Origin of the sequence: Brevundimonas sp. NPDC046655, assembly GCF_044901625.1 — a bacterium.
Lineage (GTDB): Bacteria > Pseudomonadota > Alphaproteobacteria > Caulobacterales > Caulobacteraceae > Brevundimonas.
Genome location: NZ_JBJDPV010000007.1, coordinates 20,115 through 44,782, shown reverse-complemented (window position 1 = coordinate 44,782; position 24,668 = coordinate 20,115). Strand labels below are relative to the sequence as shown.

The 24,668-nt window shown below is 68.3% G+C and carries 21 protein-coding genes; 6 read left to right on the top strand and 15 right to left on the bottom strand.

Features of this window, described 5'->3' with window-relative positions:
- Positions 1 to 73: 73 nt before the first annotated feature.
- Entirely contained in the window at positions 74 to 760 is a 687-nt protein-coding gene (gene chpT, locus ACI2KI_RS15970; RefSeq protein WP_404621647.1) for a histidine phosphotransferase ChpT, read from the bottom strand.
- Positions 761 to 849: 89 nt separating this feature from the next.
- Here chpT and cysQ point away from each other — a divergent pair, with 89 nt between their 5' ends.
- Positions 850 to 1,635, top strand: coding sequence for a 3'(2'),5'-bisphosphate nucleotidase CysQ (gene cysQ / locus ACI2KI_RS15965; RefSeq protein ID WP_404621645.1), 786 nt, complete (start codon positions 850 to 852; stop codon positions 1,633 to 1,635).
- On the opposite strand, the gene ACI2KI_RS15960 is transcribed toward cysQ, so the two are convergent.
- The 5 genes from ACI2KI_RS15960 to map all read right to left on the bottom strand — a co-directional run bounded on the left by ACI2KI_RS15960 (position 1,632) and on the right by map (position 4,962).
- Positions 1,632 to 2,549 carry an oxidoreductase gene (locus tag ACI2KI_RS15960; protein WP_313102165.1) on the bottom strand — a complete coding sequence of 306 codons (918 nt, stop codon included), beginning with the start codon at positions 2,547 to 2,549 and terminating at the stop codon, positions 1,632 to 1,634. The two genes, cysQ and ACI2KI_RS15960, sit on opposite strands and share 4 nt — an antisense overlap.
- A 3-nt stretch (positions 2,550 to 2,552) precedes the next feature.
- Positions 2,553 to 2,795, bottom strand: coding sequence for a BolA family transcriptional regulator (locus ACI2KI_RS15955; protein WP_292084691.1), 243 nt, complete (start codon positions 2,793 to 2,795; stop codon positions 2,553 to 2,555).
- Positions 2,796 to 2,861: 66 nt separating this feature from the next.
- Complete coding sequence (locus ACI2KI_RS15950) at positions 2,862 to 3,386, bottom strand: GNAT family N-acetyltransferase (protein ID WP_404621642.1); 525 nt, start codon at positions 3,384 to 3,386, stop codon at positions 2,862 to 2,864.
- Positions 3,383 to 4,114: a DNA repair protein RadC gene (gene radC, locus ACI2KI_RS15945; RefSeq protein WP_404621640.1), complete on the bottom strand. Its 732-nt coding sequence runs from the start codon at positions 4,112 to 4,114 to the stop codon at positions 3,383 to 3,385. Before radC ends, ACI2KI_RS15950 begins: the two co-directional genes overlap by 4 nt.
- A gap of 26 nt (positions 4,115 to 4,140) precedes the next feature.
- Positions 4,141 to 4,962 carry a type I methionyl aminopeptidase gene (gene map, locus ACI2KI_RS15940; RefSeq protein WP_312064054.1) on the bottom strand — a complete coding sequence of 274 codons (822 nt, stop codon included), beginning with the start codon at positions 4,960 to 4,962 and terminating at the stop codon, positions 4,141 to 4,143.
- Between the two features lie 134 nt (positions 4,963 to 5,096).
- Between map and ACI2KI_RS15935 the strand changes: the two genes are divergently transcribed.
- Both ACI2KI_RS15935 and ACI2KI_RS15930 read left to right on the top strand, forming a co-directional pair.
- Positions 5,097 to 5,870, top strand: coding sequence for a competence/damage-inducible protein A (locus ACI2KI_RS15935; RefSeq protein WP_404621638.1), 774 nt, complete (start codon positions 5,097 to 5,099; stop codon positions 5,868 to 5,870).
- Positions 5,871 to 6,035: 165 nt separating this feature from the next.
- Positions 6,036 to 7,328, top strand: a complete 1,293-nt coding sequence (locus ACI2KI_RS15930; protein ID WP_404621636.1) for an OmpP1/FadL family transporter — start codon at positions 6,036 to 6,038, stop codon at positions 7,326 to 7,328.
- 79 nt (positions 7,329 to 7,407) lie between these two features.
- Here ACI2KI_RS15930 and ACI2KI_RS15925 read toward each other — a convergent pair whose 3' ends face one another.
- Together ACI2KI_RS15925 and ACI2KI_RS15920 are read right to left on the bottom strand one after the other, a co-directional pair.
- Entirely contained in the window at positions 7,408 to 8,877 is a 1,470-nt protein-coding gene (locus tag ACI2KI_RS15925; RefSeq protein WP_404621750.1) for a DEAD/DEAH box helicase, read from the bottom strand.
- A 357-nt stretch (positions 8,878 to 9,234) separates the two neighbouring features.
- The gene (locus tag ACI2KI_RS15920; RefSeq protein ID WP_404621634.1) at positions 9,235 to 9,990 is read right to left on the bottom strand and encodes an SDR family oxidoreductase; all 756 of its coding nucleotides are present in this window, start codon (positions 9,988 to 9,990) and stop codon (positions 9,235 to 9,237) included.
- Positions 9,991 to 10,102: 112 nt separating this feature from the next.
- Between ACI2KI_RS15920 and ACI2KI_RS15915 the strand changes: the two genes are divergently transcribed.
- A complete protein-coding gene (locus ACI2KI_RS15915) occupies positions 10,103 to 10,513 on the top strand; it encodes a winged helix-turn-helix transcriptional regulator (protein ID WP_404621632.1) in 411 nt (136 codons plus the stop codon).
- On the opposite strand, the gene ACI2KI_RS15910 is transcribed toward ACI2KI_RS15915, so the two are convergent.
- Entirely contained in the window at positions 10,510 to 11,163 is a 654-nt protein-coding gene (locus tag ACI2KI_RS15910; RefSeq protein ID WP_404621630.1) for a DUF1345 domain-containing protein, read from the bottom strand. The two genes, ACI2KI_RS15915 and ACI2KI_RS15910, sit on opposite strands and share 4 nt — an antisense overlap.
- Positions 11,164 to 11,252: 89 nt before the next feature.
- On the opposite strand from ACI2KI_RS15910, the gene ACI2KI_RS15905 reads away from it, so the two are divergent.
- Positions 11,253 to 12,092: a Ku protein gene (locus tag ACI2KI_RS15905; RefSeq protein WP_404621628.1), complete on the top strand. Its 840-nt coding sequence runs from the start codon at positions 11,253 to 11,255 to the stop codon at positions 12,090 to 12,092.
- Here ACI2KI_RS15905 and ACI2KI_RS15900 read toward each other — a convergent pair whose 3' ends face one another.
- Both ACI2KI_RS15900 and ACI2KI_RS15895 read right to left on the bottom strand, forming a co-directional pair.
- Complete coding sequence (locus tag ACI2KI_RS15900; protein ID WP_292084701.1) at positions 12,093 to 12,275, bottom strand: DUF3606 domain-containing protein; 183 nt, start codon at positions 12,273 to 12,275, stop codon at positions 12,093 to 12,095. It lies immediately after the preceding gene.
- Positions 12,276 to 12,365: 90 nt separating this feature from the next.
- Positions 12,366 to 13,550: an MFS transporter gene (locus tag ACI2KI_RS15895; protein ID WP_404621626.1), complete on the bottom strand. Its 1,185-nt coding sequence runs from the start codon at positions 13,548 to 13,550 to the stop codon at positions 12,366 to 12,368.
- Positions 13,551 to 13,650: 100 nt separating this feature from the next.
- Between ACI2KI_RS15895 and ACI2KI_RS15890 the strand changes: the two genes are divergently transcribed.
- The gene (locus tag ACI2KI_RS15890) at positions 13,651 to 14,550 is read left to right on the top strand and encodes a LysR substrate-binding domain-containing protein (RefSeq protein ID WP_404621624.1); all 900 of its coding nucleotides are present in this window, start codon (positions 13,651 to 13,653) and stop codon (positions 14,548 to 14,550) included.
- Here ACI2KI_RS15890 and ligD read toward each other — a convergent pair.
- From ligD to ACI2KI_RS15870, 4 genes are read right to left on the bottom strand one after another with little or no spacing between them, the layout of a single operon-like run.
- Positions 14,547 to 17,054 (bottom strand): DNA ligase D, encoded by a 2,508-nt coding sequence (gene ligD / locus ACI2KI_RS15885; RefSeq protein ID WP_404621622.1) that lies wholly within the window; start codon positions 17,052 to 17,054, stop codon positions 14,547 to 14,549. The two genes, ACI2KI_RS15890 and ligD, sit on opposite strands and share 4 nt — an antisense overlap.
- Before the next feature lie 55 nt (positions 17,055 to 17,109).
- Positions 17,110 to 18,438: an ammonium transporter gene (locus ACI2KI_RS15880; protein ID WP_404621620.1), complete on the bottom strand. Its 1,329-nt coding sequence runs from the start codon at positions 18,436 to 18,438 to the stop codon at positions 17,110 to 17,112.
- Positions 18,439 to 18,481: 43 nt separating this feature from the next.
- Positions 18,482 to 23,008, bottom strand: coding sequence for a glutamate synthase large subunit (gene gltB / locus ACI2KI_RS15875; protein WP_404621618.1), 4,527 nt, complete (start codon positions 23,006 to 23,008; stop codon positions 18,482 to 18,484).
- Positions 23,005 to 24,438: an NAD(P)-dependent oxidoreductase gene (locus ACI2KI_RS15870; protein ID WP_404621616.1), complete on the bottom strand. Its 1,434-nt coding sequence runs from the start codon at positions 24,436 to 24,438 to the stop codon at positions 23,005 to 23,007. Before ACI2KI_RS15870 ends, gltB begins: the two co-directional genes overlap by 4 nt.
- Positions 24,439 to 24,668: the final 230 nt, after the last annotated feature.

Sequence of the window (24,668 nt, the reverse complement as noted above, 5' to 3'; positions counted from 1 at the left end):
GCGCGCACAATCAAAGCGCGGCTCGCGCCATGATCGTTCCTGGGGGTTAACGGACGATTGGAACGGGCCGCGATCAAGCCGGAATGCGGGCGATCAGACCGACGCGGCCCTCGTCGCTGGCGACATCGAGGCGTCCTCCCGCCTCGTTGACGGCCAGCCACAGCCAGTAGGGCTGGATCCACTGACCGGCCAGACCCTCGGTCAGGCGCTGCCCGCCGAGCCCGGTCAGGGCCTCGGGCTTGAGCCGCGCGCGGTTCCCCTCGGCCGATCCGATCAGCAGAAGACGGTCGCTTTCACGGCGAGCGGTGATGGTCGCCACGCCGCCGGTCGGCAGGGCGCCAAGGGCCATCCAGGCCAGATTGACCAGGATGCGGGCCTCGGGCTTGGTGAGCGTCTGGCCGTCGTCGATGCGCCAGTCCAGCGTGGCGCGTCCGCCTTCGGACAGGTTGGCGACCAGGCCGCGCAGCTCGGCCGAGACAAAGTGTTCGCTGGTGGTGGCGGCGCCGAAGGCGACGCGGGCGAAATGGACGTGGGCCACCATCTTCTTCGCGCTCTGGCGGATCAGGCTCATGGCGTCGTCGCGCATATCCTGGGCGGTGGGGTCCTCCAGCAGGTCCAGCCCCGACATGATGGCGCCGGCCGGGCTGATGAAGTCGTGGCACAGCTTTCCAGCGATGAAGGCCGCCAGTTCGGCGCCGCCCACGGGCAGGTCGGCGGCGGCGAGGTCGGCCGAGGGAATAGCTAGGTCAGGGAGGGTCATCGTTCGGGCGGTCTTCTGGATGGAATGGTTAAGGCTGACCTGATTTGCCGGTTCTTGAAACCGGTCGCATGGGCTATCGAGGCGAAGACATGACGCACGCTCTTGAGACCGACCTCGCTTCCGGCGCCCTCGCCGAGACCATCGCCGACATCGCCGAGGAGGCTGCGCGTCTGATCCTGCCGTACTGGCGGGCCGACACGGCGGTCGAGACCAAGTCCGACGCCAGCCCGGTGACCGAGGCCGACCGTGCCGCCGAGGCCCTGATCCTGAAGCGGCTGGCCGAGCGCTGGCCTGAGGTTCAGGCGGTGGCTGAGGAGGCCGTGGCCGCCGACGGCGCGCCGGCTTCGGTGGGAGAGTGGTTCTGGCTCATCGACCCGCTGGACGGCACCAAGGGCTTTGTCCAGGGCCGCGAGAGCTTCACCGTCAACATCGCCCTGATGCGCGGCGACGCCCCTGTCGCGGGCGTGGTGACGGCCCCAGCCACGGGGGTGACCTGGGCCTCGACCACACCGGGCAAGGGGGCCGTGCGCCGCGCCTTCGGCGAGGCCTGGCGGCCGATCAAGGTGCGCGACCGTCCGGCCGAAGGCGTCGCCTTGCTGAGCCACAGCATGACCGACGAGGAGGCGGCGCGGCTGGCCGCGCGTCACGGCTGCAGCCGGTGGCAGGGCACGGACTCGTCGTTGAAGTTCTGCCTCATCGCCGAGGGCCGTTTCGACGCCTATCCGCGCACCGGGCCGACATCCGAATGGGATACGGCCGCCGGGCAGGCGGTGCTGGAAGCGGCCGGGGGCCGCGTCCTGGGGGCGGACGGGGCGCGGTTGGCCTATCGCAAGCCGGGCTTCCTCAACGGGCCGTTCGTCGCTGTGGGCGGTTAAGCCGCCGCCGAGCCCACGCGCGCCATCTCGATCTGGGCTGACAGGCCGGGCGGCAGATCGCGCTCAGGTACGGCCGCCAGAGCCTCCATCCGCTCTGGATTGACGGCGTCCACCATGACGCTGGCGATGGCCGGGTCGGTCAAGGTGAAGGCCAGGCAGATTTCCTCGGCCTTCCAGTTCGGCGTCTGGTGCAGGAAGGCGAAGGAGCCGGCGTTGGCCAGGCCCGGATCGACGGGCTTGGCGCCGAAACCGAACAGGCCCTTCTTCTTGGGCGCTGCGCCCGCGCCCGCCGCCTTGCGTTCGGTCGACAGGCTTTCAGGGAAGTAGTCGTAGGTGAAGACCGCCATGTCGCGTTCGCGCGCGGCTCGCATTCGCGAGCGGATGCGCCATTCCACATTGGCGTGGAAGGGGGTGTAGAGAACGTCAAAGGCCCCGGTCGAGACATAGACGTCCATCACGGGCGCGTCGCCCGACACGCCGAGCAGCTTGACGTGACCGGCCTTGCGCTGGGCCTTCAGCACGATCAGCGAAGCCTGGGGCAGTTCATCGTCGGCGGGTTCGTCCAGCACGGCGACGTCGAACCAGCCCAGACCCGAGGCGTGCAGGGCGCGGTCGATCGATCCGCTCAGGCCCTCGGCCGAGAAGTCACGAAAGCCCTTTTTACGCCCGTCGCCGACGCCCAGGGTGAGGCCGACGCAGACCAGGCGACGCTCGACATGGCCGAGGGCCTCGCCGACGATCTCGGCCAGGACCGGGTCGGCGTTCTCGAGGTGATAGCTGTTCACCCCTGCTTCGAGCGCGGTGAAGATCAACTCGCTGAGGGCCGCGCGTCCCCGCCCCAAGGCCTCATGCCCGAGGCTGAGGGTCAGGTTCGAGACCGCCGCGCCGGTGCCGCCGAACGGACGATAGCGCATGGGTCAGCCCGCCTCGGCAGGGGCGGAGGTCTCCAGCGCGAGGGCGTGCAACTCGCCGCCCATCTGACCCTTCAACGCGCCGTAGACCAACTGGTGCTGACGCACACGCGGCAGGCCCTTGAAAGCCGCAGAGACAATCCGGGCGCGATAGTGGTCGCCGTCGCCGGCCAGGTCCTCGATGGCGATGTCCGCATCGGGGAAGGCCTCGACCAGATGGGCGCGAAGGACGTCGACGGACATGGGCATGAAGCTACTCTCGAAACCGGAAGATCGGATCTGAACTGTAAAACCTAGAGAGGTCTGCGCCGTCTGTCAGCCCGCAACCGCGCGGGGTCGTTCAAACAGGGTGACGCGCGAGTCCTTGTAGTCGGCTTCGGCATAGGGCCGGTAGCCGGCGCGCTCCGCCAGCTTCACCGAGGGGGCGTTGTCGGGCGAGATCATGCAGACGGTGCGCGGCTCCAGCCGATAGGCGTCGGTCCAGGCCAGGGCGGCCTGCAGGGCTTCAAGCGCCAGGCCTTGACCCTGAAAGGCGGGGGCCACGCCCCAGCCCAGTTCCGGCGCGTCGAACGGCGGCGTCATGTCGCGGCGATAGTCCAGCACCCCGACGCTGCCGACATAGGCGCCCGTATCCGTCTCGCGGATCGACCAGTTGCCGTACCCCTTGGCCTGCCAGTGGCCGATATCGCGCAACAGCCGGAACCAGACCTCTTCCTCAGACAGGCCGCGCCCCATGATGTGGCGGGTGAAGTCGGCGTCGGCCCACAGGCCGATCAGGTCGTCCATGTCGCCGACGGCGACCGGCGTCAGGGTCAGGCGGTCGGTGGTCAGGATGGTCACATCAAACCCAGTTGCTTGAAGCTGGCCACGCCTTCGCGGCCGACGATGAGGTGGTCGTGGACCTGGAGGCTGAGCGAGCGGGCGGCCTCGATCACCTGCTTGGTCATGTCGATGTCGGCGCGGCTGGGGGTCGGGTCGCCCGAGGGGTGGTTGTGGACGATGATCATGGCGCTGGCCGACAGCTCCAGCGCTCGGCGCACCACCTCGCGCGGATAGACGGGGGCGTGATCCACCGTGCCCCGGTTCTGGATCTCGTCGAGGATCAGCTGGTTCTTCTTGTCGAGGTAGAGGACGCGGAACTGTTCGCGCGGCTCGTGCTGCAGCGACAGGCGGACATAGGCCAGCAGGGCCGTCCAGGACGAGATGACGGTGCGTTTGTTGGCCTCCTCCTTGGCCACACGGCGCGAGACCTCGTGCAGGGCGGCCAGGTCCAGGGCGGTCTCGGCGCCGACACCCTTGGAGCGGCCGCGCGAGTCCTCGGCGCGCACGGTCATCAAGTCCTCGACCGAGGCGGCCAGGACGGCGGCCAGCGAGCCGAAGCGAGTCAGCAGGGCCTTGGCGATGGGCTTGACGTCGCCCTGCGGCTGACTGCGGAACAGAAACAGCTCCAGCAGCTCATAATCGGGCAGGTGGTGGATGCCGGCGCCGCGCGCGCGTTCGCGCAGCCGTTCGCGATGACCGGCGTGGTGCGGCTTGGCCTGCGGCTTTTCCGGCGGTTGATCGAGCATCAGCCTCCCCCGAAGGGGAGACTAGCTCAGAATTTCGGGCGGAACAGGCCCTTCGGCGAGGCCGAGAAGATTTCCAGGCCGTCCTCGGTCACGCCAATGGTGTGCTCGCACTGGGCCGACAGGGACTTGTCGCGGGTCACGGCGGTCCAGCCGTCGGACAGCACCTTCACCGCCGGCTTGCCCAGGTTCACCATCGGCTCGACGGTGAAGAACATGCCGGGCTTCAGCACGGCGCCCTCGCCGCGGCGGCCGTAGTGCAGGACGTTGGGGCTGTCGTGGAAGACGCGGCCGATGCCGTGACCGCAGAAGTCGCGCACCACGCTCATGCGCTGGGCCTCGACGAATTTCTGGATGGCGTAGCCGATGTCGCCGAAGGTGGCGCCGGGCTTGACCTGGGCCAGACCCAGCTCCAGCGCCTCATAGGTGACGTCGATCAGCTTCTTGGACCGGGCGTTGATCTCGCCGACCGGATACATGCGGCTCGAGTCGCCATGCCAGCCGTCGACGATGACGGTGTGGTCGATGTTGACGATGTCGCCTTCCTTCAGAACCTTGTCGCCCGGAATGCCGTGGCAGACGACGTGGTTGATCGAGGTGCAGATCGTCCGGGTGTAGCCCTTGTAGCCGAGGCAGGCGGGGACGCCGCCGCGCGCCAGGGTGAACTCGCGCACCAGATCGTCCAGTTCGCCGGTGGTGACGCCGGGCTTCACATGCTCGCCGATCATGTCCAGAGCCTCGGCCACCAGACGTCCGGCCTTGCGCATGCCCTCGAAGGCCTCCGCGTCATGGATGCGGATTTCATGGCTGCGGACGAAGGCGTCGGTATCCAGGTCGGGGGTCTCGTACATGATCTGCTTTCGGGCGCCGCGACGAAAGGGAGGGCGGCTGTTTCTTAGACGTCAGATGGCGAGACTAGCACAAAAGCTCAACCCCGTCAGGCGGAGACGATGACGCGGCGGAAGGCGGCGCCTATCTGCAGATCATGACCGATCAAGCCGCCCCCACCGCCGCCGTTCTGATTATCGGGGATGAAATCCTGTCCGGTCGGACGCGGGACACCAACCTGAACACCATTGCCCGATTTCTGGCGGCCTTGGGGATCGACCTGATGGAGGCGCGCACGGTCGGCGACCGGCAATCGCAGATCGTGGAGGCGCTGAACGCCCTGCGCGCGACCTATGACTACGTGTTCACGACGGGCGGCATTGGTCCGACCCATGACGACATTACCGCCGACGCCGTCGGGGCCGCCTTCGGCGTACCGGTGAACGAGCACCCTGACGCCGTGGCCGTTCTGGAGCGACGCTACGGACCTAGCGAGTTCAACGCCGCGCGCCGGCGCATGGCGCGCATTCCTGACGGCGGGACCCTGATCGCCAATCCGGTGACGGATGCGCCGGGGTTCCAGATCGGCAATGTCTTCGTCATGGCCGGCGTGCCGAAGATCATGGAGGCCATGCTGCAGGACGTGGTCCCGCGTCTGCGCACGGGGGCCGTGGTCCATGCCAGGACGATCCGGGTCGAAGGCGTCGGCGAGGGGGTCGTCGCCGAGGTTCTGAGGGCCGCCGCAGAGGCTCGTCCGGACCTGTCGTTCGGCAGCTATCCCTTCGGCTTGGGCGGCGACGGACCGGTCGGAACCCAGCTGGTGATCCGTGGTCGTGATGAAGCGAAAGTTGACCTTGCGGAACACGATCTTTCTCGCGAACTGTGTTATTTGGGAATTAATCTTGCCGTAACGTCATCGTCTCAGGTGTAGAATTGTGCGACAAAGTCGCCACGGTTTCGACGATTTGCGGTCCGAGAGGAGTCTCAGGCGCAACGCTTTCATGACACGAGCGCTGTGGCTGATAGCGTGGCGCCTCTCCCCGAAAAACGACCCGTTCACCAGTAAGAACGGGCGGACTTACATAGGTGAAACAGTATGATCCCCAGGAACACGGCTCGCATCGGCGGCCTTGCAGTCCTCATGGCCTCCGTGGCGGCCCCGGCCTTCGCCGGCTCCTTCTATCTTCAGGAGCAGTCGGTGCGCGGCGCCGGTCGCGCCTTCTCGGGCGAAGCCGCCGATCGCGGCACCGGCTCGATGTGGTGGAACCCCGCCGCCATCGCCCGCAGCGGGCGCGAGCTGTCGTTCGGCATGCACGCCATCCGCATCGACTCCGAAGTGAAGAACGCCGGCTCCTACGTCACCTATCCGGGCGGCGTGAACGTGCCGGTGCGCGACCCGCGCAACACCGAGGTGGATCCGATCGAAAGCGGCCTGGTGCCCAACTTCGCCTTCGCCACCCCGATCGGCGACCGCTTCGCCGTCGGCGTCTCGGTGGCCGCGCCCTACAACTTCACCACCAAATACGAGCCGGGTTCGTTCGCCCGCTATGACGCCCTGACCTCGGAACTGCGCTCGGGCGACGCCAGCCTGACCGTGGCCTATCAGGTCAACGACTGGCTGGACCTCGGCGCCGGCCTGAACGCCCAGTACGTCAAGGCCAAGCTGACCTCGGCCATGCCGTCGGTCTCGCCCCTGCTGCCGGACGGCTCGTCCTCGCTGGAAGGCGACGGATGGGATTTCGGATGGAACGTCGGCGCCCAGGTGCACAAGGGCGCGTGGGACTTTGGCCTGTCCTATCGCTCGGCCATCGAGCATGAACTGGACGGCGACGTGAACATCGTCCTGACCGGCCCCCTGGCGCCCAACAGCGTCTCGACCGGCGGCATGGCCAGCTTCAACACGCCGTGGTTCGCCTCGGCTTCGGTGCGCTACGCCGTCAACGACAAGCTGACCCTGAACGCCCAGGTCAACCGCATCGGCTGGTCCGAGTTCGACGCCATCAACGTCGAATATCCGAACGGCGGCGACTCCATCCATCAGAACTACAAGGACGTGACCACCGGCGCCATCGGCCTGGATTACGCCTACAGCGACAAGACCACCCTGCGCGCCGGCATCGGCTATGATCCGACCCCGACCCGCGACAGCCTGCGCACGGCCCGCATCCCCGACGCCGACCGTCTGCTGGTCTCGGTCGGCGCCTCGACCGAGGTGAACAAGGGCGTGACCTTCGACGCGGGTCTGACCTACATCGCCTTCAGCGACTCAGACATCTATGACGACCGCACCTTCTACGCCGGCACTCCGGCGGCGACGACGTCGCACCTGCGCGGCACGGCTGAGGGTTCGGCCCTGGTCGCCTCCCTGGGCGCGCGCTGGGCCTTCTGATCCCGGCCCCAGGCTGACATGGAAAGGGCGGCTCCCTTACGGGAGCCGCCCTTTTTCTTTGGCTTCGGACCAGACGATCCTAGGCGCTGTAGCCCTTGCCGCCGTTCGACGGGCGACGACGGGGGCGGCGCTTCATCTCGCCGACCGGCTTGGGCTCGGCCGAGGGGTTGGCGCGCGGCGACGACTTGGGACGTTCGCCCGCCATCGGATCATAGACGGCGGCCGGACGTTCGGCGTGGTGGGTGCGGTCGCGGCCGCCCTTGCGCTGGCGGTGCGGCTGACCGCCGCCCTCCGGCTTGACGCCGTCGCGACGCGGGTTGCGAGGACGATTGCGGCCTTCGCCGCCGCCGCGGCCTTCACGACCTTCGCGCTCGGGCAGGGTCGCCTTCTTGGCCACGCCCGCCGCCATGATCGAGGCGTCCAGCTGGGCCAGGGCCTTGTCGTTGCGGCGATCCACGGCCGGGATCTTCTGGCGCGTGACCTTCTCAATGTCCTTCAGCAGCTTCATCTCGTCGCCGGCGACGAAGCTGATGGCGGTGCCGTCCTTGCCCGCGCGGGCCGTACGGCCGATGCGGTGGACATAGGCTTCCGGCACATAGGGCAGTTCGAAGTTCACCACGTGGGTGACCTTGTCGACATCGATGCCGCGCGCGGCGATGTCGGTGGCGACCAGAACGCGCAGCTTGCCGTTCTTGAAGGCCTCAAGCGCGCGCTCGCGTTGGGGCTGGCTCTTGTTGCCGTGGATAGCGCCAGCCTCGACGCCGCCGGCTTCCAGATAGGCCGCGACCTTGTCGGCGCCGTGCTTGGTCTTGGTGAAGACCAAGCAGCGCGTATAGGCGGGATCGCTGAACAGTTCGGTCAGCAGGGCGCGCTTGCGGCCCTGTTCGATATGGATGACCGACTGCTTGATGCGCTCGACCGTGGTCGACTGCGGCGTGACCTGGACCTTGACCGGGTCCTTCAGCAGCTCGCCGGCCAGCTTGCCGATCTCCGACGGCATGGTGGCCGAGAAGAAGAGGTTCTGACGCTTGGCCGGGATGCGGCTGACGATCTGACGGATGGGCTTGATGAAGCCCAGGTCCAGCATCTGGTCGGCTTCGTCCAGGACGAAAATCTCGCAGGTCGACAGGTCCAGGGTCTTTTGCTGGATGTGGTCCAGCAGGCGGCCGGGGGCGGCCACCAGAACGTCCAGGCCCTGCTGCAGGGCACGTTCCTGGCCGCCGTACTTCACGCCGCCGAAGATGACGGCGACGCGGAAGCCCAGATGGGCGCCGTACTGCTTGAAGCTCTCGCCGATCTGGGTGGCCAGTTCGCGCGTCGGGCTCAGGATCAGCGCGCGCGTGGTGCGCGGGCGCGGCGGGATGCGGTTCTCGGCCAGGCGATGCAGGATCGGCAGGGCGAAGGCGGCCGTCTTGCCGGTGCCGGTCTGGGCGATGCCCAGCAGGTCCTTGCCGGCCATGACGTCGGGGATGGCCTTGGCCTGGATCGGCGTCGGCTTTTCATAGCCGGTCGAGGCCAGGGCCTGAAGGATGGCCTTGTTCAGGCCCATGGATTCAAAGGTGGTGTTGCTCACGGAGCGTCTTTCGCTTGCGGAGGCGCGGCATCCTTGATGCGTGCGGTCAGAAGGCTCCGCCTTCTCGACCCGACGCACGCTAGGAGAGACGCACCGCCAGTCCCGATAGAGCTTCGGAATGAAGCCGTCGGGGTGGATCGGGCGCCGCCCCGCGTGTCCGGACGACGTAATGACTCTGAGGTCTGGCCGGCTGCGTCTGCAATCAGGTCTTCGGGGAGGAAGGCCCACACGCGTTGCAGGAAACCGGATACCGCGATTGTGCGGTGCAGCGCAGATGGGCCTCAATAGCGGCCAAGTCAAGGCGGCGCGGGCGCGGCCTTGACTTTTTCAGGCTCAGGTATGGCCGTTCAGAGCTGCGTAGATCTGTTCGTAGCGCCCGTCGATCTCGGCGCGGCGCAAGGGTTTGACCCGCTCAACCAGGATCTCGCCGCGCGGGGTTTCGCCGCGTTCAATCAGGTCGATCACCTCGGCCGTATAGTCGGCCAAGGGCATGGAGGCGGGGTTTTCGGCGTGGCCGGGCATGAGGTCTGTGGCGACCGCCGGCGGCGCCAGTTCCAGCACCTCGACCGAGGCGCCAGCCAGTTGGGTGCGCAGCGACTGGGTCCAGGAATGGATGGCGGCCTTGGTGGCGTTGTAGGTCGGAGTGGCGGCCAAGGGGATGAAGGCGAGGCCGGAGGTGACGGTGATCACGGTCGAGGCCGGGCGGCGGCGCAGATGCGGCAGCAGGGCCATGGTCAGCCGGATCGGGCCCAGCAGGTTGGTGGCGATGGTGGTCTCGGCGGTCTCCAGCGAGAAGGGCTCGGCGGTCAGGTCCTCGGACTGCATGATCCCGGCGTTGTTGACGACGACGTTCAGGTCGGGGTGGTCCTGTACGATCTGGGCGGCGAAAGCGCGGATGGCGGCGGCGTCTTCCATGTCCAGCGTCGCCCAGGTCATGCCGGGGTTGGCGGCGGCGACGGCCTTCAGCGGCGCCTCACGGCGGCCGGTGATGATGATGTGGTTTCCGCGCGCGTGCAGGCTTTCGGCAAGGGCGCGGCCGATGCCGCTGCCGCCGCCGGTGATCAGGATGGTGTTGCCGGTGATCTTCATTTCAGGCTCCTTCGGCGTGCGTATTCACGCCGGGGCTCAACTATGGTCTATGCTCTCTTCTAGAAAGTAGGCACCAAAAACCGCCATACTTACCGGATGGGAAGATTTGGATATGACACACTACCCGCCCGCGAGAATTTCGTCGCCTCACAGCGATGAGCCGGTCGATCCGCGCGTTGAGGCTCTGGTCAGCGAGGTCATTGGGCGGGTGGCGGACAAGTGGACCATGCTGATCCTGGAGGTGCTGGAGCAGCACGGGGAGCAGCGCTTCACCCGCCTGGGCGAACGGGTCGGCGGCATCAGTCAGAAGATGTTGACCCAGACCCTGCGCCAGATGGAGCGCGACGGCCTGGTGGTGCGGACCGTGCATCCGGTCATCCCGCCGCGCGTCGAATACCGGCTGACCGATCTTGGCGTGACCCTGGCCGAAGCCTTCTGCGGGGTCTGGACCTGGGCGGAGAAGAACCTGGATCGTATCGAGGCGGCGAGGCTGGCCTTTGATGAGCGCAAGGCGGCGGGCTAGCCCAACAGGCCCACCGCCATATTGACCGCCAGGGCCAGGATCACCGTGTTGAACAGGAAGGTGACCAGGCTGTGCAGGGTGGCGATGCGGCGCAGCTTCTGGCTGCTGATCTGGATGTCGGCGGTCTGGTTGGCGACGCCGATGATCAGGGCGAAGTGCAGAAAATCCCAATAGTCGGCGTTATCCCCGCCGGGAAAGATCAGGCCCTTGCGGTCGCCCTTGCCGCTTTCCGCAGGAGCGTAGAACTCGTGGGCGTAGTGCAGGGCGAAGATGACATGGACGAACAGCCAGGACAGGGCGATGACCACGATCGAGAAAAGGGCTGACCCTGCCGACGGCTTGCCGCCGTCGGCCGCTTCCATGACGATGATGAAGACGCTGGCGGCCGCCGCCAGCAGGCTTAGGGGCAGGACCGCGCCGCCGGCCTGATCCAGTTCGGCGGCGCGCTTGCGAATGGCCTCGACCGAGCGGGCGCGCATCAGTCGCGCGAAGGTCAGGGCCAGAAAGGCGGCGGCGCCCGCGCCCCATCCCGCCGCGATCCGCGTCGGCCAGTCCCGGACGCCGGGCGTCAGGGCGATGACCGCGCCCAGCACCCCCAGCCCCAGCCACAGGGCGGCGTGCAGACGGAACAGGCGGACGACCCAGGTCATGGACGGATGATTGCGCGGTTCTTCGGCCGGGGCCAGAGGCCTGAACGAATCCGCGCCGCACCCGTTGAAGCCGGCTGGAGGACCGGATCATGGCCGCGCGACCGACCTGGCAGGGGCATTTGAAGCTGTCGCTGGTGACCTGTCCCGTCGCCCTCTACACGGCGACCAGCAGCGCCGCCGACGTGCGCTTTCACCTGATCAACCCGGCGACCAACAACCGCATCCGCATGGTGACGACCGATCCCGACACCGGACCGGTCGAGCGATCCGATCTGGTCAAGGGCTACGAGGTGTCGAAGGACGAGTACGTCCTGTTCGACGACACCGACTTCGACAAGGTGAGGCTGGAAAGCACCAAGACCATTTCCATCGACCAGTTCGTCGACGAGAGCGACATCGACCGTCTCTATTGGGACGACCCCTTCTATGTGGTGCCGGAAAAGGGCGTGGGGGTTGAAGCCTTCGCCGTGATCCGCGAGGCGATGAAGACTGCGGGCAAGATCGCTCTGGGCCAGCTGGTGCTGCGCGGCAAGGAGCGGCAACTGGCGCTGGAGGTCCACGGCAAGGGGCTGGTCGCCTACACCTTGCGCGCCCACGACGAGGTGAAAAACGCCGACGACTTCTTCGACGACATCCCGGAGGCGAAGGCCGACCCCGACATGGTGGAGATCGCCGCCCGGATCATCGGCCAGAAGGAGGCGGCGTTTGATCCGACCCGCTTCCATGATCGCTACGACGAAGCCCTGCGCGAGATGATCGCGGCCAAGCAGAAGGGTGGAAAGGGCGTGGTCTCGGCCCCCGAGCCGGACGACACCAATGTCATCGACCTGATGGCGGCGCTAAAAGCGAGTTTGAAGGGGGTGGCCTCCAAGGCGGCTCCGGCCAAGCCTGCCGCCAGGAAGGCCGCGCCGAAAAAGAAGACCGGCTGACTAGCGTTTCTTGCCCAGTTCGGCGGCGATGTCCTTGGTCATGCGGCCGACTTTGCGGTGGGCGGTGACGATCTGGTCGCGGGTCACGCCCCAGCGCTTCATCCAGTATTCGACGGCCTGACGTTCGGACAGGTCCAGCCGGTCCTTGTCGATGAAGCCGCGCTTGTCCTTGAGGCCCGCCATGAGGGTGTTCCTTGATCGCAAAGATCAAGCCTAGCACCAAAGCGGCGAAGCGGCCCCTCCTTCGGATGAAGAAGAGGCCGGTCTCTTGAACTAGCAGCGGGCGGGAGCCGCCGTCGCCTCGCGGGCCTCGCGCCGGACCAGCAGCAGGACCAGGACCAGGCCCGAGGCCGCCATCGCCGCCCCGGCCAGGGCCACGGCCGGATAGCCGAGGTTGAGGCCGATGACCGCTCCGCCCAGGGCCGCGCCGATAGCGTTGCCCAGGTTGAAGGCGCCGATGTTCATGGCCGAGGCCAGGTTGGGCGCGTCGGCGGCGGCCGTCATGACCCGCATCTGCAGCGGCGGCACCAGGGCGAAGCTGGCCACGCCCCACAGGAAGATGACCACGGCGGCGGGCGCTTGCCAGGGCATGACGACGGCGAACAGGACCAGCAGGGCGGCGAGGGCGCCCAGGGTGACGATCAGGGTGCGATCCACCGAGCGGTCGGCGAAGCGGCCGCCCAGCCAGTTCCCTACCGTCAGGCCGACGCCATAGACGACCAGCATGGCGGTGACGAAGGCGCTGGAGGCCAGGGTCTGCTCCTTCAGAATCGGCGCGATATAGGTGAAGACGGTGAACATGGCGCTGGAGCCGATCACGGTCAGGGCCAGGGCGGCCAGTACGGGGCCGCGTTTCAGCACCGCCAGTTCGGCCTTCATGGCGCCGCCGTCGGCCGAGGCCTCGACCCGGCCATGCGGCAGGGTCAGACGCAGGGCGATCATGGCCAGGGCGCCGAGACCGGCGATGCCCCAGAAGGAGGCGCGCCAGCCCAGGGTCTCGCCGGCCCAGGCGGCCAGGGGCACGCCGGTGATGTTGGCTATGGTCAGACCCATGAACATGGCCGCCACCGCGGCCGCCCGCCGGTTCGGCGCCACCACGCTGGCCGCGACGATGGAGCCGACGCCGAAGAAGGCGCCGTGGTTGAACGAGGTCACGACCCGCGCCGCCATCAGGCTCCAGTATTCGGGGGCCATGGCCGACAGCAGGTTGCCCAGGGTGAAGATTCCCATCAGGCCGATCAGCAGGGTTCGGCGCGGCACGCGGCCGGTGGTCAGGGTCATCAGCGGCGCGCCGATCAGGACCCCGAAGGCATAGGCGCTGACCAGCAGGCCCGCCGCCGGAATGGAGACGCCCAGGTCGCCGGCGATGACGGGCAGCATTCCCATGGGGGCGAACTCGGTCACGCCGATGCCGAAGGCGCCGACCGCCAGCGCGAGAAGGGGAGGATTGAGTTTCATAAGAGGGGAGGCCTGTCCTGTTTCGAGCGGACAGGTGGCGCGAGCGAGGTGCAGGGAGTAGGGCTGGGTGAGGTCAAACATCTTTGCTCTGGAGGCACGAATGGCCGACATCGAGGTCAATCGCGCAGGCGAGCTGGCGGTATTCGAGGCGGCGGCGCGAGCGGGTAGCTTCTCCGGCGCGGCGCGCGCGTTGAAGCTGACGCCCTCGGCGGTCAGTCGCACGGTGGCGCGGACCGAGGCCCGGTTGGGCGTGCGGCTGGTGATCCGCACCACGCGCAGCCTGACCCTGACGGCGGAGGGCGAGGCCTATCTGCAGGCGGCGCGACGCATCCTGACCGATCTGGACGATGCCGAGCAGGCCATCGCCGACCAGGGCGCGCCGCGCGGGCGGTTGCGGGTCAGCGTGTCCCAGTCGCACGGGCGACTGCACGTCGTGCCTCTGCTGGGCGACTTCACCGCGCGCTATCCGCACATCCTAGTCGACATCAACCTGACCGATGCGGTGGTCGACATCGCCGCCGGGCAGGCGGACGTCGGCGTCCGTTCGGGCCCCTTGGAAGACAGCGGCCTGACGGCGAAGAAGATCAGCCAGACACGGCGGGTCATCGTGGCCTCGCCCACCTATCTGGCCCGTCGGGGAACGCCGGTCGTCCCCGAGGACCTGCACGCCCACAACTGCCTGAATTTCAACTTTCGCCGCGCCGAGCCGATCTGGCCGTTCGTGCGCGACGGGCATGAATTCCGCCTGACGGTGCGGGGAAGCTTAGAGGCCAACAATGGTGAAACCCTGGGCCAGCTTGCGGCTGACGGGGTGGGGATCACCCGGGTCGGCGCCTTCAGCGTGGCGGATGACATCGCCGCCGGTCGGCTGATCCCCCTGCTGGAGGACTTCAATCCCGGCGATGTGGAGAACACCCACGCCGTCTTCATCGGCGGGCCCAACACCCCGGCGCGGGTGCGGGTCTTCGTCGACTTCCTGGCCGAGCGTCTGCAGGCCTAGCCGAGCCTCCGCAGTGCGGGTTTCAGCGACGCCGCCGAGGCGCGGAACTCCGCCCACGGATCGGGCGCTTGCAACAAATCGACGGCCGACGACAGGTTGAAGGCCTTCGGGTCGAGCCCCGGCTTCACCTGATTCCAGGACAGGGGGCAGGCGATCCCGCCCCCGGGCCGGGCGCGGGGCGACCAGGGGGCGACGGCGGTGGCGGTGCGGCCGTTGCGCAGATAGTCGAGGAATATCTTCCCGCCCCGCGCCTTCTTGGCCAGGGTGGTGGTGAACCGGTCGGGATGGTCGGCCTTCATCGCCTCGGACAGGGTCTTGGCGAAGGCCTTGGCGGCGTCCCAGTCGATGCGGCTGCGAGCGTCGGCCCTGATCGGGACCACGACGTGCAGGCCCTTGCCGCCGGTGGTCTTGACGAAGGGCGTCAGGCCCAGGGCCTCGAGGCGGGGTTTCAGCAGGTTGGCGGCGACGACGACGGCGTCGAAGTCGAGGCCCTCGTCGGGATCGAGATCGAAGCTGATCTGATCCGGCGTTTCGGGATCGCCGGGCTTGCAGCCCCAGGGATGCAGTTCCAGTCCGCCCGACTGACCCACGGCGATCAGGCCGCTTAGGTCGGTGACGGCGAGGTAGGGTTTGCCTTCGCCGACGTCGATCGCCGTCAGGCCCGGATGTCGGCCCGCCAGGGCGTGGCGCTGGAAGAAGCGTTCGCCTTCGATGCCGTCTGGGGCGCGGATGATGGAGACTGGCCGGTCAAGCACATGGGGCAGAAGGCGCTCGGCCACGGCCTCGTAATAGGCGATCAGATCGGCCTTGCTGACGGCGGCGTGGTCGCTGGTCGCGGGCCACAGAATCTTGTCGGGGTGGGAGATGCTCACGCCTGCGACGGTCAGCTTGCCGGCTTTGGCGGCGGGCGGTTGGGGCGGGGTGGTCACATCGGCGGGGGCCTTGTCTTCGCGCAGGCCCTTGAAGGCGGCCTGGCGCAGGAGGCCATCCTTGGAATAGCCGGCGTGTTCGATCTCGGCGACGAGGACGGGGGCGACCCAGTGCAACTGATCCTCCGCCTCGGGTGGGACGACGAAGGGCGAGCGCTCGGCGGCGGCGGCTTTCAGCGCGGGCAGAAGGGTCTTGGTCAAGGCGGCGGAATAGCCCGTGCCGACGCGGCCCAGGTAGCGCAGGCCGCCCTTCGCCTTCACCCCGACCAGCAGGGATCGAAAGCGGCTTCCGTTCTCGGAGGACCAGCCGCCGATCACCACCTCGTCGCGCCCCCGGCATTTGGATTTGACCCAGGTCGCCGAGCGGCCGGCGCGATAGGGGGCGTCCAGCTTCTTGGAGATGACGCCCTCCAGCCCCATGCGGCAGGCGCTTTCCAGAACGGCCTGGCCTTTGGCGACGAAATGGTCGGCGTAGCGCAGACGCGCTCCATGAGATTTCGTCACGCGGTCGCACCAGGCCTGCAGCCGCGCCTTGCGGTGCGACAGCGGCAGTCGGCGCAGGTCTTCGGCCCCGTCGAACAGCAGGTCGAAGGCGAAGTAGACCAGACGGCCCGTGTCGCCCTCGGCGATGGCGGTTTGCAGCGCCGAGAAGTCCGGCATGGCGTCCTCATCCAGGGCGCACAGTTCGCCATCGACCACGGCGTCGGGCCAATGGGCGGCGTCGTCGGCCAGTTCGGGAAATCGGTCGGTCCAGTCCAGGCCCTTGCGAGTGCGCAGGGACGCTTGCCCGCCGCCGGTCGCGACCTGAATCCGATAGCCGTCGAACTTGATTTCATGCACCCAGCCGGGCGTCGAAAGCGGACGTTCGGCGACCTGACACAACTGGATCGGCACGAAGGCGCGGGGCTTGGCGAGCGGTTTGGGAGCGACGGCGGGCTTGGGCGGCGTCTTGCGGGCGGCGGGTTTGGACGATGTCCATTCGGTATGACCTTCGGCGATCTCGGCCAGGCTGCGCCCGCTGACCACCGAGGCGTCGATCTCGGCCAGGGCGTTGCCTTCGCCCTCGACGGCGTAGGCGTCCTTCTCCTTGAGCAACAGCCAGTTCGGGCGCTTGGAGGGTTTGCCGCGATCCGACTTCAGCCGGATCAGGGCCCAGCCGCCCTTCAGCCGCTCGCCGTCGAGGGTCAGCTTGATCACGCCCTTGGCGAAGGCCGCGTCCAGGTCGGGGTCCTGGGGCGTCCATTCGCCGACGTCCCAAAGTTGCACCGTGCCCGCGCCGTAGTTCCCGGCCGGGATAGTCCCCTCGAAGCCGCCGTAGTCGAGCGGATGGTCCTCGACCTCGACCGCCAGCCGCTTGATGGCGGGGTCGCGCGACGGGGCCTTGGTCACGGCCCAGGACTTGAGCACCCCGTCGTGCTCGATGCGGAAGTCGTAGTGCAGGTGCGAGGCGGCGTGGCGCTGGATCAGATAGCGCAGGCCGGTCTGGCGGGCTTTCGCCTTGCGGCCCTTCGGCTCCGGCGTGACGCCGAAGTTCCGCTTGGCCTGATAGGTGTCGAGCTCGCCGCGCGCGGTCATCCGGTGGGAACGCAGAGGGGCGGCGAAGGCTTCATCGACCCACGCCGCCCGCTCGTCAGTGCATGGCCTCGCCGTGCTGGCTGTAGTCGAGGCCCTCGATCTCGGCCTCCTTCTCGACGCGCAGGCCGACGGTGTATTTGCAGATCATCAGGACGACGAAGGTGCCGACGGCGCTCCAGACCATGGCGCCGCCCAGGCCGATGGCCTGTTTCCAGACCGTGGCGCCTTCGGCGAGAGGGTTGATGGCGGCGTTGGCGAAGACCCCGGTCAACAGTGCGCCCGCGATCCCCGCGACGCCGTGCACGCCGAAGGCGTCGAGGCTGTCGTCGTACTTGAGCTTATGTTTCAGCCAGACCGCGCCGACATAGGCGACCGGACCCGAGATAAGACCGATCAGGAAGGCGCCTTTCGGGTCCACGAAACCGGCGGCCGGGGTGATGGCGACCAGGCCGGCGACCACGCCGGTCAGGAGGCCCAGAAGGGTCGGCTTCTTCTTCAGCGTCCACTCGACCGCGATCCAGCCGACGGCGCCGGCGGCGGGGGCCAGCAGGGTATTGAAGACGGCGACGGCGGCGATCTCATTGGCCCCCGCGGCCGACCCGCCGTTGAAGCCCATCCAGCCGACGAAGAGCAGGCCGGTGCCGATGGCGGTGAAGGCCAGGTTGTGCGGGGCCATGTTGTCGCGACCCCAGCCGTGGCGCGGGCCGAGCACGATGGCGCAGACCAGACCGGCCACGCCCGCATTGACGTGGACCACGGCGCCCCCGGCGAAGTCGAGCACGCCCAGCTCGCCCATCCAGCCGCCGCCCCAGACCTGATGGCAGATCGGCGCATAGACGATCAGGTGCCACAGGGTGAAGAAGAGCACGCTGGCCGAGAACTTGATCCGCTCGGCGAAGGCGCCCGCGATCAGGGCCGGGGTGATGATGGCGAAGGTCAGCTGGTAGCTGATCCACAGGAACTCGGGCAGGCCGGGGGTCAGGGCGTGGGCGGTCTTCACCCCCACGCCGTTGAGGAAGAGGGCCTGAAGACTGCCGATGAAGCCGTTGGCGGGGCCGTCGACGGTGCCGAAGGACAGGGTGTAGCCGGCGACGAACCACAGGACGGTGACGATGGCCATGGCGGCCGTCGAATGGGCGATGGTGGCGATCAGGTTCTTCTTGCGCACCATGCCGCCGTAGAAGAGGGCCAGACCCGGCAGGGTCATCATCAGCACCAGGGCCGTCGAGGTCAGGATCCAGGCCGTGCCGGGACCGTCCAGCGCCAGCGGGACCTGATGCGCCAGCAGATCGGGCGGCGCGGCGGCGAAGGCGGGCGCTGAAAGCGCAACGGCGAAAAGGCCGCAACAGAATGCTGCGGCCCTGGAAATCGTCGGTGATGTCATGAAGGTCTCGGGGAGAAGACGCAGGTGAAAAGGGAAGGCGACGTCAGGCCGGTTGGGCCAGCCTGACGTCGGTCTCGGCGGCCTCGGCGGCGAGGACGGTTTTGGGGACGATGCGGACGAAGCGCGGCGCGAAGCTCGACCAGTCGGCCAGGATGCGTCGGGCCAGGGGCGAGGCGGTGGCGCTGGCATGGGCTTCGATCAGGGCCTTCAACCGAGCCTCGGCGTCGGCGTCGATGCGGCCGATGCCGGCCAGATCGCCGTTCAGAGCCTGGGCCGCGCGGCCGTCGACGTCGAGCACGAACAGCTCGCCGCCGCTCATGCCTGCCGCCAGGTTCCAGCCGACGGCGCCGAGGACGACGACGCGGCCGCCGGTCATGTACTCGCAGCCGTGCGCCCCCAGACCCTCGACCACGGCCTCGGCGCCGGAGTTGCGGACGGCGAAGCGTTCGCCCGCCGCCCCCGCCACGAACAGACGGCCCGAGGTGGCCCCATAGAGGGTGGTGTTGCCGCAGATCTGCTGCTCGGCCCGCCACTCATGGGGACGGACGTGGATGTCGGCGCCCGACAGACCCTTGCCGACGTAGTCGTTGACCTCGCCGGTGACGTCGAGGATCAGGCCGCGCGCGCCAAAGGCGCCGAAGCTCTGACCGGCGATGCCTTCCAGCTTCAGCTTCAGGCGACCTTGCGGCCCCTCAGGCCCGAATTTGCGGACGATGGCCGAAGAGACCCCGGCGCCGGCGGTGCGCTGGGTGTTGTTCAGCGGATAGGACAGCTCCAGCGTCTGGCCGCGCTCGAGGAAGGGAGCGGCGTCCTTCAGCACCTGGGCGTCCAGGCTCTCGGGGACGGGCTTGCGCACCTTGTCGGCCCAGCGGCCGGGCCGGTCGACGTCGACCTTCATCAGCAGGGGGTTGAGGTCCAGGTCGTCCAGATGCGACCCGCCCCGCCGGGTCTGACGCAGCAGGTCGGTGCGGCCGACAATTTCATCAATGGTGCGGGCGCCGATGGAGGCCAGAATCTCGCGAACCTCCTCGGCGATGAAGGTGAAGAGGTTGACCACCTTCTCCGGCGTGCCGGTGAACTTGGCGCGCAGGCGCTCGTCCTGCGAACAGACGCCGACCGGGCAGGTGTTTGAGTGGCACTGACGCACCATCAGACAGCCCATGGCGATCAGGCCCGAGGTGCCGATGCCGTATTCCTCGGCTCCCAGCAGGGCGGCCAGAACCACGTCGCGGCCGGTGCGGATGCCGCCGTCGGCGCGCAGACTGACGGACGAGCGCAGGTGGTTCAGGCTGAGAACCTGATGCGCCTCGGCCAGACCGATCTCCCACGGCATCCCCGCGTGCTTGACCGAGGTCTGGGGCGAAGCGCCCGTGCCGCCGTTGTGGCCGGCGATCAGGATGGCGTCGGCCTTGGCCTTGGCCACGCCCGAGGCAATGGCGCCGATACCGGTGGCCGAGACCAGTTTGACCGTGACCTTGGCGTCGGGATTGATCGCCTTCAGGTCGTAGATCAGCTGGGCCAGATCCTCGATCGAATAGATGTCGTGGTGCGGCGGCGGGCTGATCAGGGTCGTGCCGGGAACGGCGTGGCGCATCCGGCCAATGAACTCGGTGACCTTGAAGCCGGGCAGCTGGCCGCCCTCGCCGGGCTTGGCGCCTTGGGCCACCTTGATCTCGATCTCGCGGCACTGGTTCAGGTATTCGGCGGTGACGCCGAAGCGGCCCGAGGCCACCTGCTTGACCGCCGAGTTGGCGTTGTCGCCGTTCGGACGCGGCACATAGCGGGCCGGGTCCTCGCCGCCCTCGCCGGACACGGCGCGCGCGCCCATCCGGTTCATGGCGATGTTCAGGGTTTCGTGCGCTTCAGGGCTGAGGGCGCCCAGCGACATGGCCTGGGACAGGAAGCGGCGGCGAATGTCCGAGACGCTTTCGACCTCGTGCAGCTGGACCGGGGTCAGGCCATCCTTGAAGTCGAGCAGGTCGCGCAGGGCCAGGTCCGGCTGCTCGCGGACGGCGGCTGAGTATTGCTTGAAGCGCTTGTAGTCGCCGCGGTTCACCGCGTCCTGCAGCAGGTGGATCGTCTTCGCGTCATGGGCGTGGGCCTCGCCGCCCGCACGGATGCGGAAGAAGCCGCCCATGGACGGCGACGGGACCGCCGCGCCGAAGGCTGCAGCGTGACGCTTGAGCGCCGCCTGCTCCAGACCGGCCAGACCGATGCCCGAGATGCGCGACGGGGCGCCGGGGAAGAACTCGGCAGCCAGAGCCCGCGACAGGCCCAGAACCTCGAATTCGCAGCCACCGCGATAGGCGGAGATGATGCTGATGCCCTTGCGCGCCAGCACCTTGAGCAGGCCGGCCTCTATGCCGTGCTTGTAGTTGAGGCAGGCGTCGTGGAGCGTCAGGCCCGGATAGGCGCCGCGGTCCAGGCGCTCCTGGAACAGCTCCTGCGCCAGCCACGGATTGACGGCCGTGGCGCCGACCCCGACCAGAACGGCGAAGGCGTGGGGGTCCAGGGTCTCGGCCGAACGCACCACCAGCGAGCAATAGGTGCGCAGGCCCGCGGCGATCAGGCGGCCGTGGGTGCCGGCGGTGGCCAGGATCATCGGCGCGGCCAGACGCTCGGCTGAGGCGTGCTCGTCGGTCAGGACGATCAGGGTGGCGCCGTCGCGGGCGGCGGCCTCGGCCTCGTCGCGGATGCGGTCCAGGGCCTGACGCAGGCCCGCGCCAGGGCGGTCATCTTCGGCGGGCAGCGGATAGGTGCAGTCGATCACCGTGGTCGAGCCGTCTGCGACGACGCCCAGCAGGCGCTGATACATGCCGGTGGTCAGGACCGGGCTGTCCAGCACGAAGACCTCGGTCTGGGCCTCGTCCTGGGCCAGGATGTTGCCCAGGTTCTTGAAGCGGGTCTTCAGGCTCATGGCCCCGGCTTCGCGCAGGGGGTCGATGGGCGGGTTGGTGACTTGCGAGAAGTTCTGGCGGAAGTAGTGGGCCAGCGGGCGCGGCAGGCTGGACAGGACGGCGGGCGGGGCGTCGTCGCCCATCGATCCCACCGCCTCCTTACCGTCGCGGACCAGAGCGTCCAGCAGCAGGTCCAGATCTTCGCGGCTGAAACCGGCGGCGATCTGGCGACGGATCAGGGCCTCGCCGACGGCGGCGCGCGGTTCGGGTCCGGGGCCGATGATGGGCTCCAGATCGACCATGTTGTCCAGCCAGTCCGAATAGGGCTGGGCGGCGGCCAGGGCGTCGACGGCCTCGTGTTCATCGTAGAGGCGGCCGTGCTTCAGGTCGACGGCGATCAGCTTGCCGGGGCCGATGTGCAGGCGGCGCTTGATGCGGCCCTCGGGCAGGGGGACCAGGCCGGCCTCCGACCCGGCCAGCAGCAGGCCGTCCACGGTTTCCACGGCCCGCAGGGGACGCAGGCCGTTGCGGTCCTTGCCGGCCACGACCCAGCGGCCGTCGACGGCGCAGAGGGCGGCGGGGCCGTCCCACGGCTCCATGACCGCGTTGCAGTAGGCGTAGAGGGCGCGGTGCTCGGGCTTCATCACCACGTCGTCCGAGGACCAGGCCTCGGGCACCAGCAGGGCCTTGGCCAGGGGGGCGGGACGCCCGGCGCGGACCAGAACCTCGAAGACATTGTCCAGGGCCGCCGAGTCCGAGCCGCCCGGCTGGACCACCGGCTTGACCTCATGGTCGCGGTCGCCGAAGGCCGAGGCCGCCATGCGGATCTCGTGGGCGCGCATCCAGTTCAGGTTGCCCTGAAGCGTATTGATCTCGCCGTTGTGGGCCAGCATGCGGAAGGGCTGGGCCAGCTTCCATTCGGGGAAGGTGTTGGTCGAATAGCGCTGGTGGAAGACGGCGTAGCCGGCCTCGACCGTGGGGTCGTTCAGGTCGTGATACAGCTGCCCCAGCAGCTCGGCGCGGACCATGCCCTTGTAGACGATCGAGCGGGCCGACAGGGAGCACAGGTAGAAGCCGTTCAGGCCCGAGGCCTGCACCGCCTTTTCGATGCGGCGGCGACAGAGGAAGAGCTCGCGCTCCAGTTCCTCGATCTCCATGCCTTCCGGGGCGGCGAGCATGATCTGTTCGATCTCGGGCCGGGTGGCGTCGGCGCGCACGCCGACGACCGACAGGTCCAGCGGGGTCTGGCGCCAGCCGTAGATGTAGAAACCCGATCGGATGGCCTCGGCCTCGACGATGGCGCGGGCGTGGTCCTGGGCGCCCAGGTCGGTGCGCGGCAGGAAGACCTGGCCCACGGCGATGGGGCCGGGACGCAGGGTCTGGCCGACGGCGCGCACCTGGGCCGCGAAGAAGGCCTGGGGCAGTTCGATCATGACGCCGGCGCCGTCGCCCGACAGGCCGTCGGCGTCGACCGCGCCGCGGTGGGCCACGGCCTTCAGCGACTTGATGGCCATCTCGACGATTTCGCGGCGCGGCTTGCCGTCGATGGCGCAGACCAGACCCACGCCGCAGGCGTCGCGTTCCGATGCCGGGTCATAGGCGCCGCCCTCGATCAGGCGGGCGCGGTTCTCTTCGTACTGGGCCAGCCAGTTCTGTTGCGATGCGTCGGTCATGCCGCAGCTTCCTCGGTACGCGCGCGCAGGTAGCGGTCGATTTCGGCCGCGGCGTCCTGGCCGTCGCGCACGGCCCAGACGACGAGGGAGGCGCCGCGCACGGCGTCCCCGGCGGCGAACACGCCGGGCAGGGTGGTGGCGAACCCGCCGCGCGCCACCTGCAGGGTGTTCCATTTGGTCAGGCCGAGGTTGGCGTCCAGCTGTTCCGCGAAGGCCTCGGGCTCGAAGCCCAAAGCCTCGATCACCAGGTCGGCGGGCAGGTCGAAGTCCGAGCCGGCCACCGGGGCGATGTCGCGACGCTGGCCGGGAGCGGCTTCCGTCAGGGCCATGCGCTGGGCGCGGACGGCGGTGACGGCCTCGCCTTTCGACATCAGGGCCTTGGGCGCGCCCAGCCATTCGAAACGGACGCCTTCCTCCTCGGCGTTCTGCACCTCGCGGGCCGAGCCGGGCATGTTCTCGCGGTCGCGGCGATAGAGGCATACGACGCTGTTCGCGCCCTGACGGACGGCGGTGCGGACGCAGTCCATGGCCGTGTCGCCGCCGCCGACGACGACCACGTCGCGACCCGCCGCGTGGGGTGCTGAGGCGTCGGCGGCGTCGCCGCAATCGACGCGGTTCTGGGCGATCAGGAAGTCGAGGGCGGCGACGGTGTCATTCGGACCGCGACCGGGCACGGCCAGGGTGCGGGCCTGATAGACGCCCATGGCCAGCAGGACGGCGTCATGGCGCGACCGCAACTCGTCCATCGAAATGTCGGTTCCGACCGAGGTGTTGAGCACGAACTCGACCCCGCCCTCGACCAGGCGGTCGATGCGGCGCTGGACGATGCGCTTCTCCAGCTTGAAGCCGGGGATGCCGTAGGTCAGCAGGCCGCCGGCGCGGTCGTGGCGGTCATAGACGACGACAGCGTAGCCTTCGCTGCGCAGGCGGTCGGCGGCGGCCAGACCGGCGGGGCCGGAGCCGACGATGGCGACGCTCTGGCCGCGCTCGACCAGGGGGCGGATGGGCTCGACCCAGCCGTTGTCGAAGGCGGCGTCGGCGATCCAGGCCTCGACCGAGCCGATGGTCACGCCGTCCCAGCCGGATTGCTGCAGGGTGCAGGCGCCCTCGCACAGGCGGTCCTGCGGACAGATGCGGCCGCAGATTTCCGGCATGGTCGAGGTGGCCGAGGCGATGCGCCAGGCCTCGCGCAGGTCGCCGTCGGCGGACAGGGCCAGCCAGTCGGGGATGTTGTTCTGCAGCGGGCAGGCGTTCTGGCAGAAGGGCACGCCGCAGTCGGTGCAGCGCGACGCCTGGGCCGCGCCGCCGTCGGCGGTCGGTTTGAGCGTGATCTCCGTGAAGGCGCGTACGCGCAGATCAGCGGGCTGTTTTTCCAGCCGACGCTGCTCGATCAGAAAACCACCAGGGTTGGAACGGCCACCTTTTTGCATCTGCTCATTAAGCGAATCCTGCGGCTGATGCGCAAATATTTTCCGAAGTGAAGCTGAAATTTTATATGAATAGGCATTAACGTGCTTTCGAATCTAAATTCGAGGAATTTATCACCGGGCTGCGGTGTGCGACGCAGCACGTTTTCGCGGGTGCGGACGCGATGGGCGCGGCCCCTGCGGGCATCGCCCTGGGAAAATGCTGGTTTCAGGCGGCCTTGCGTCATCCCAGG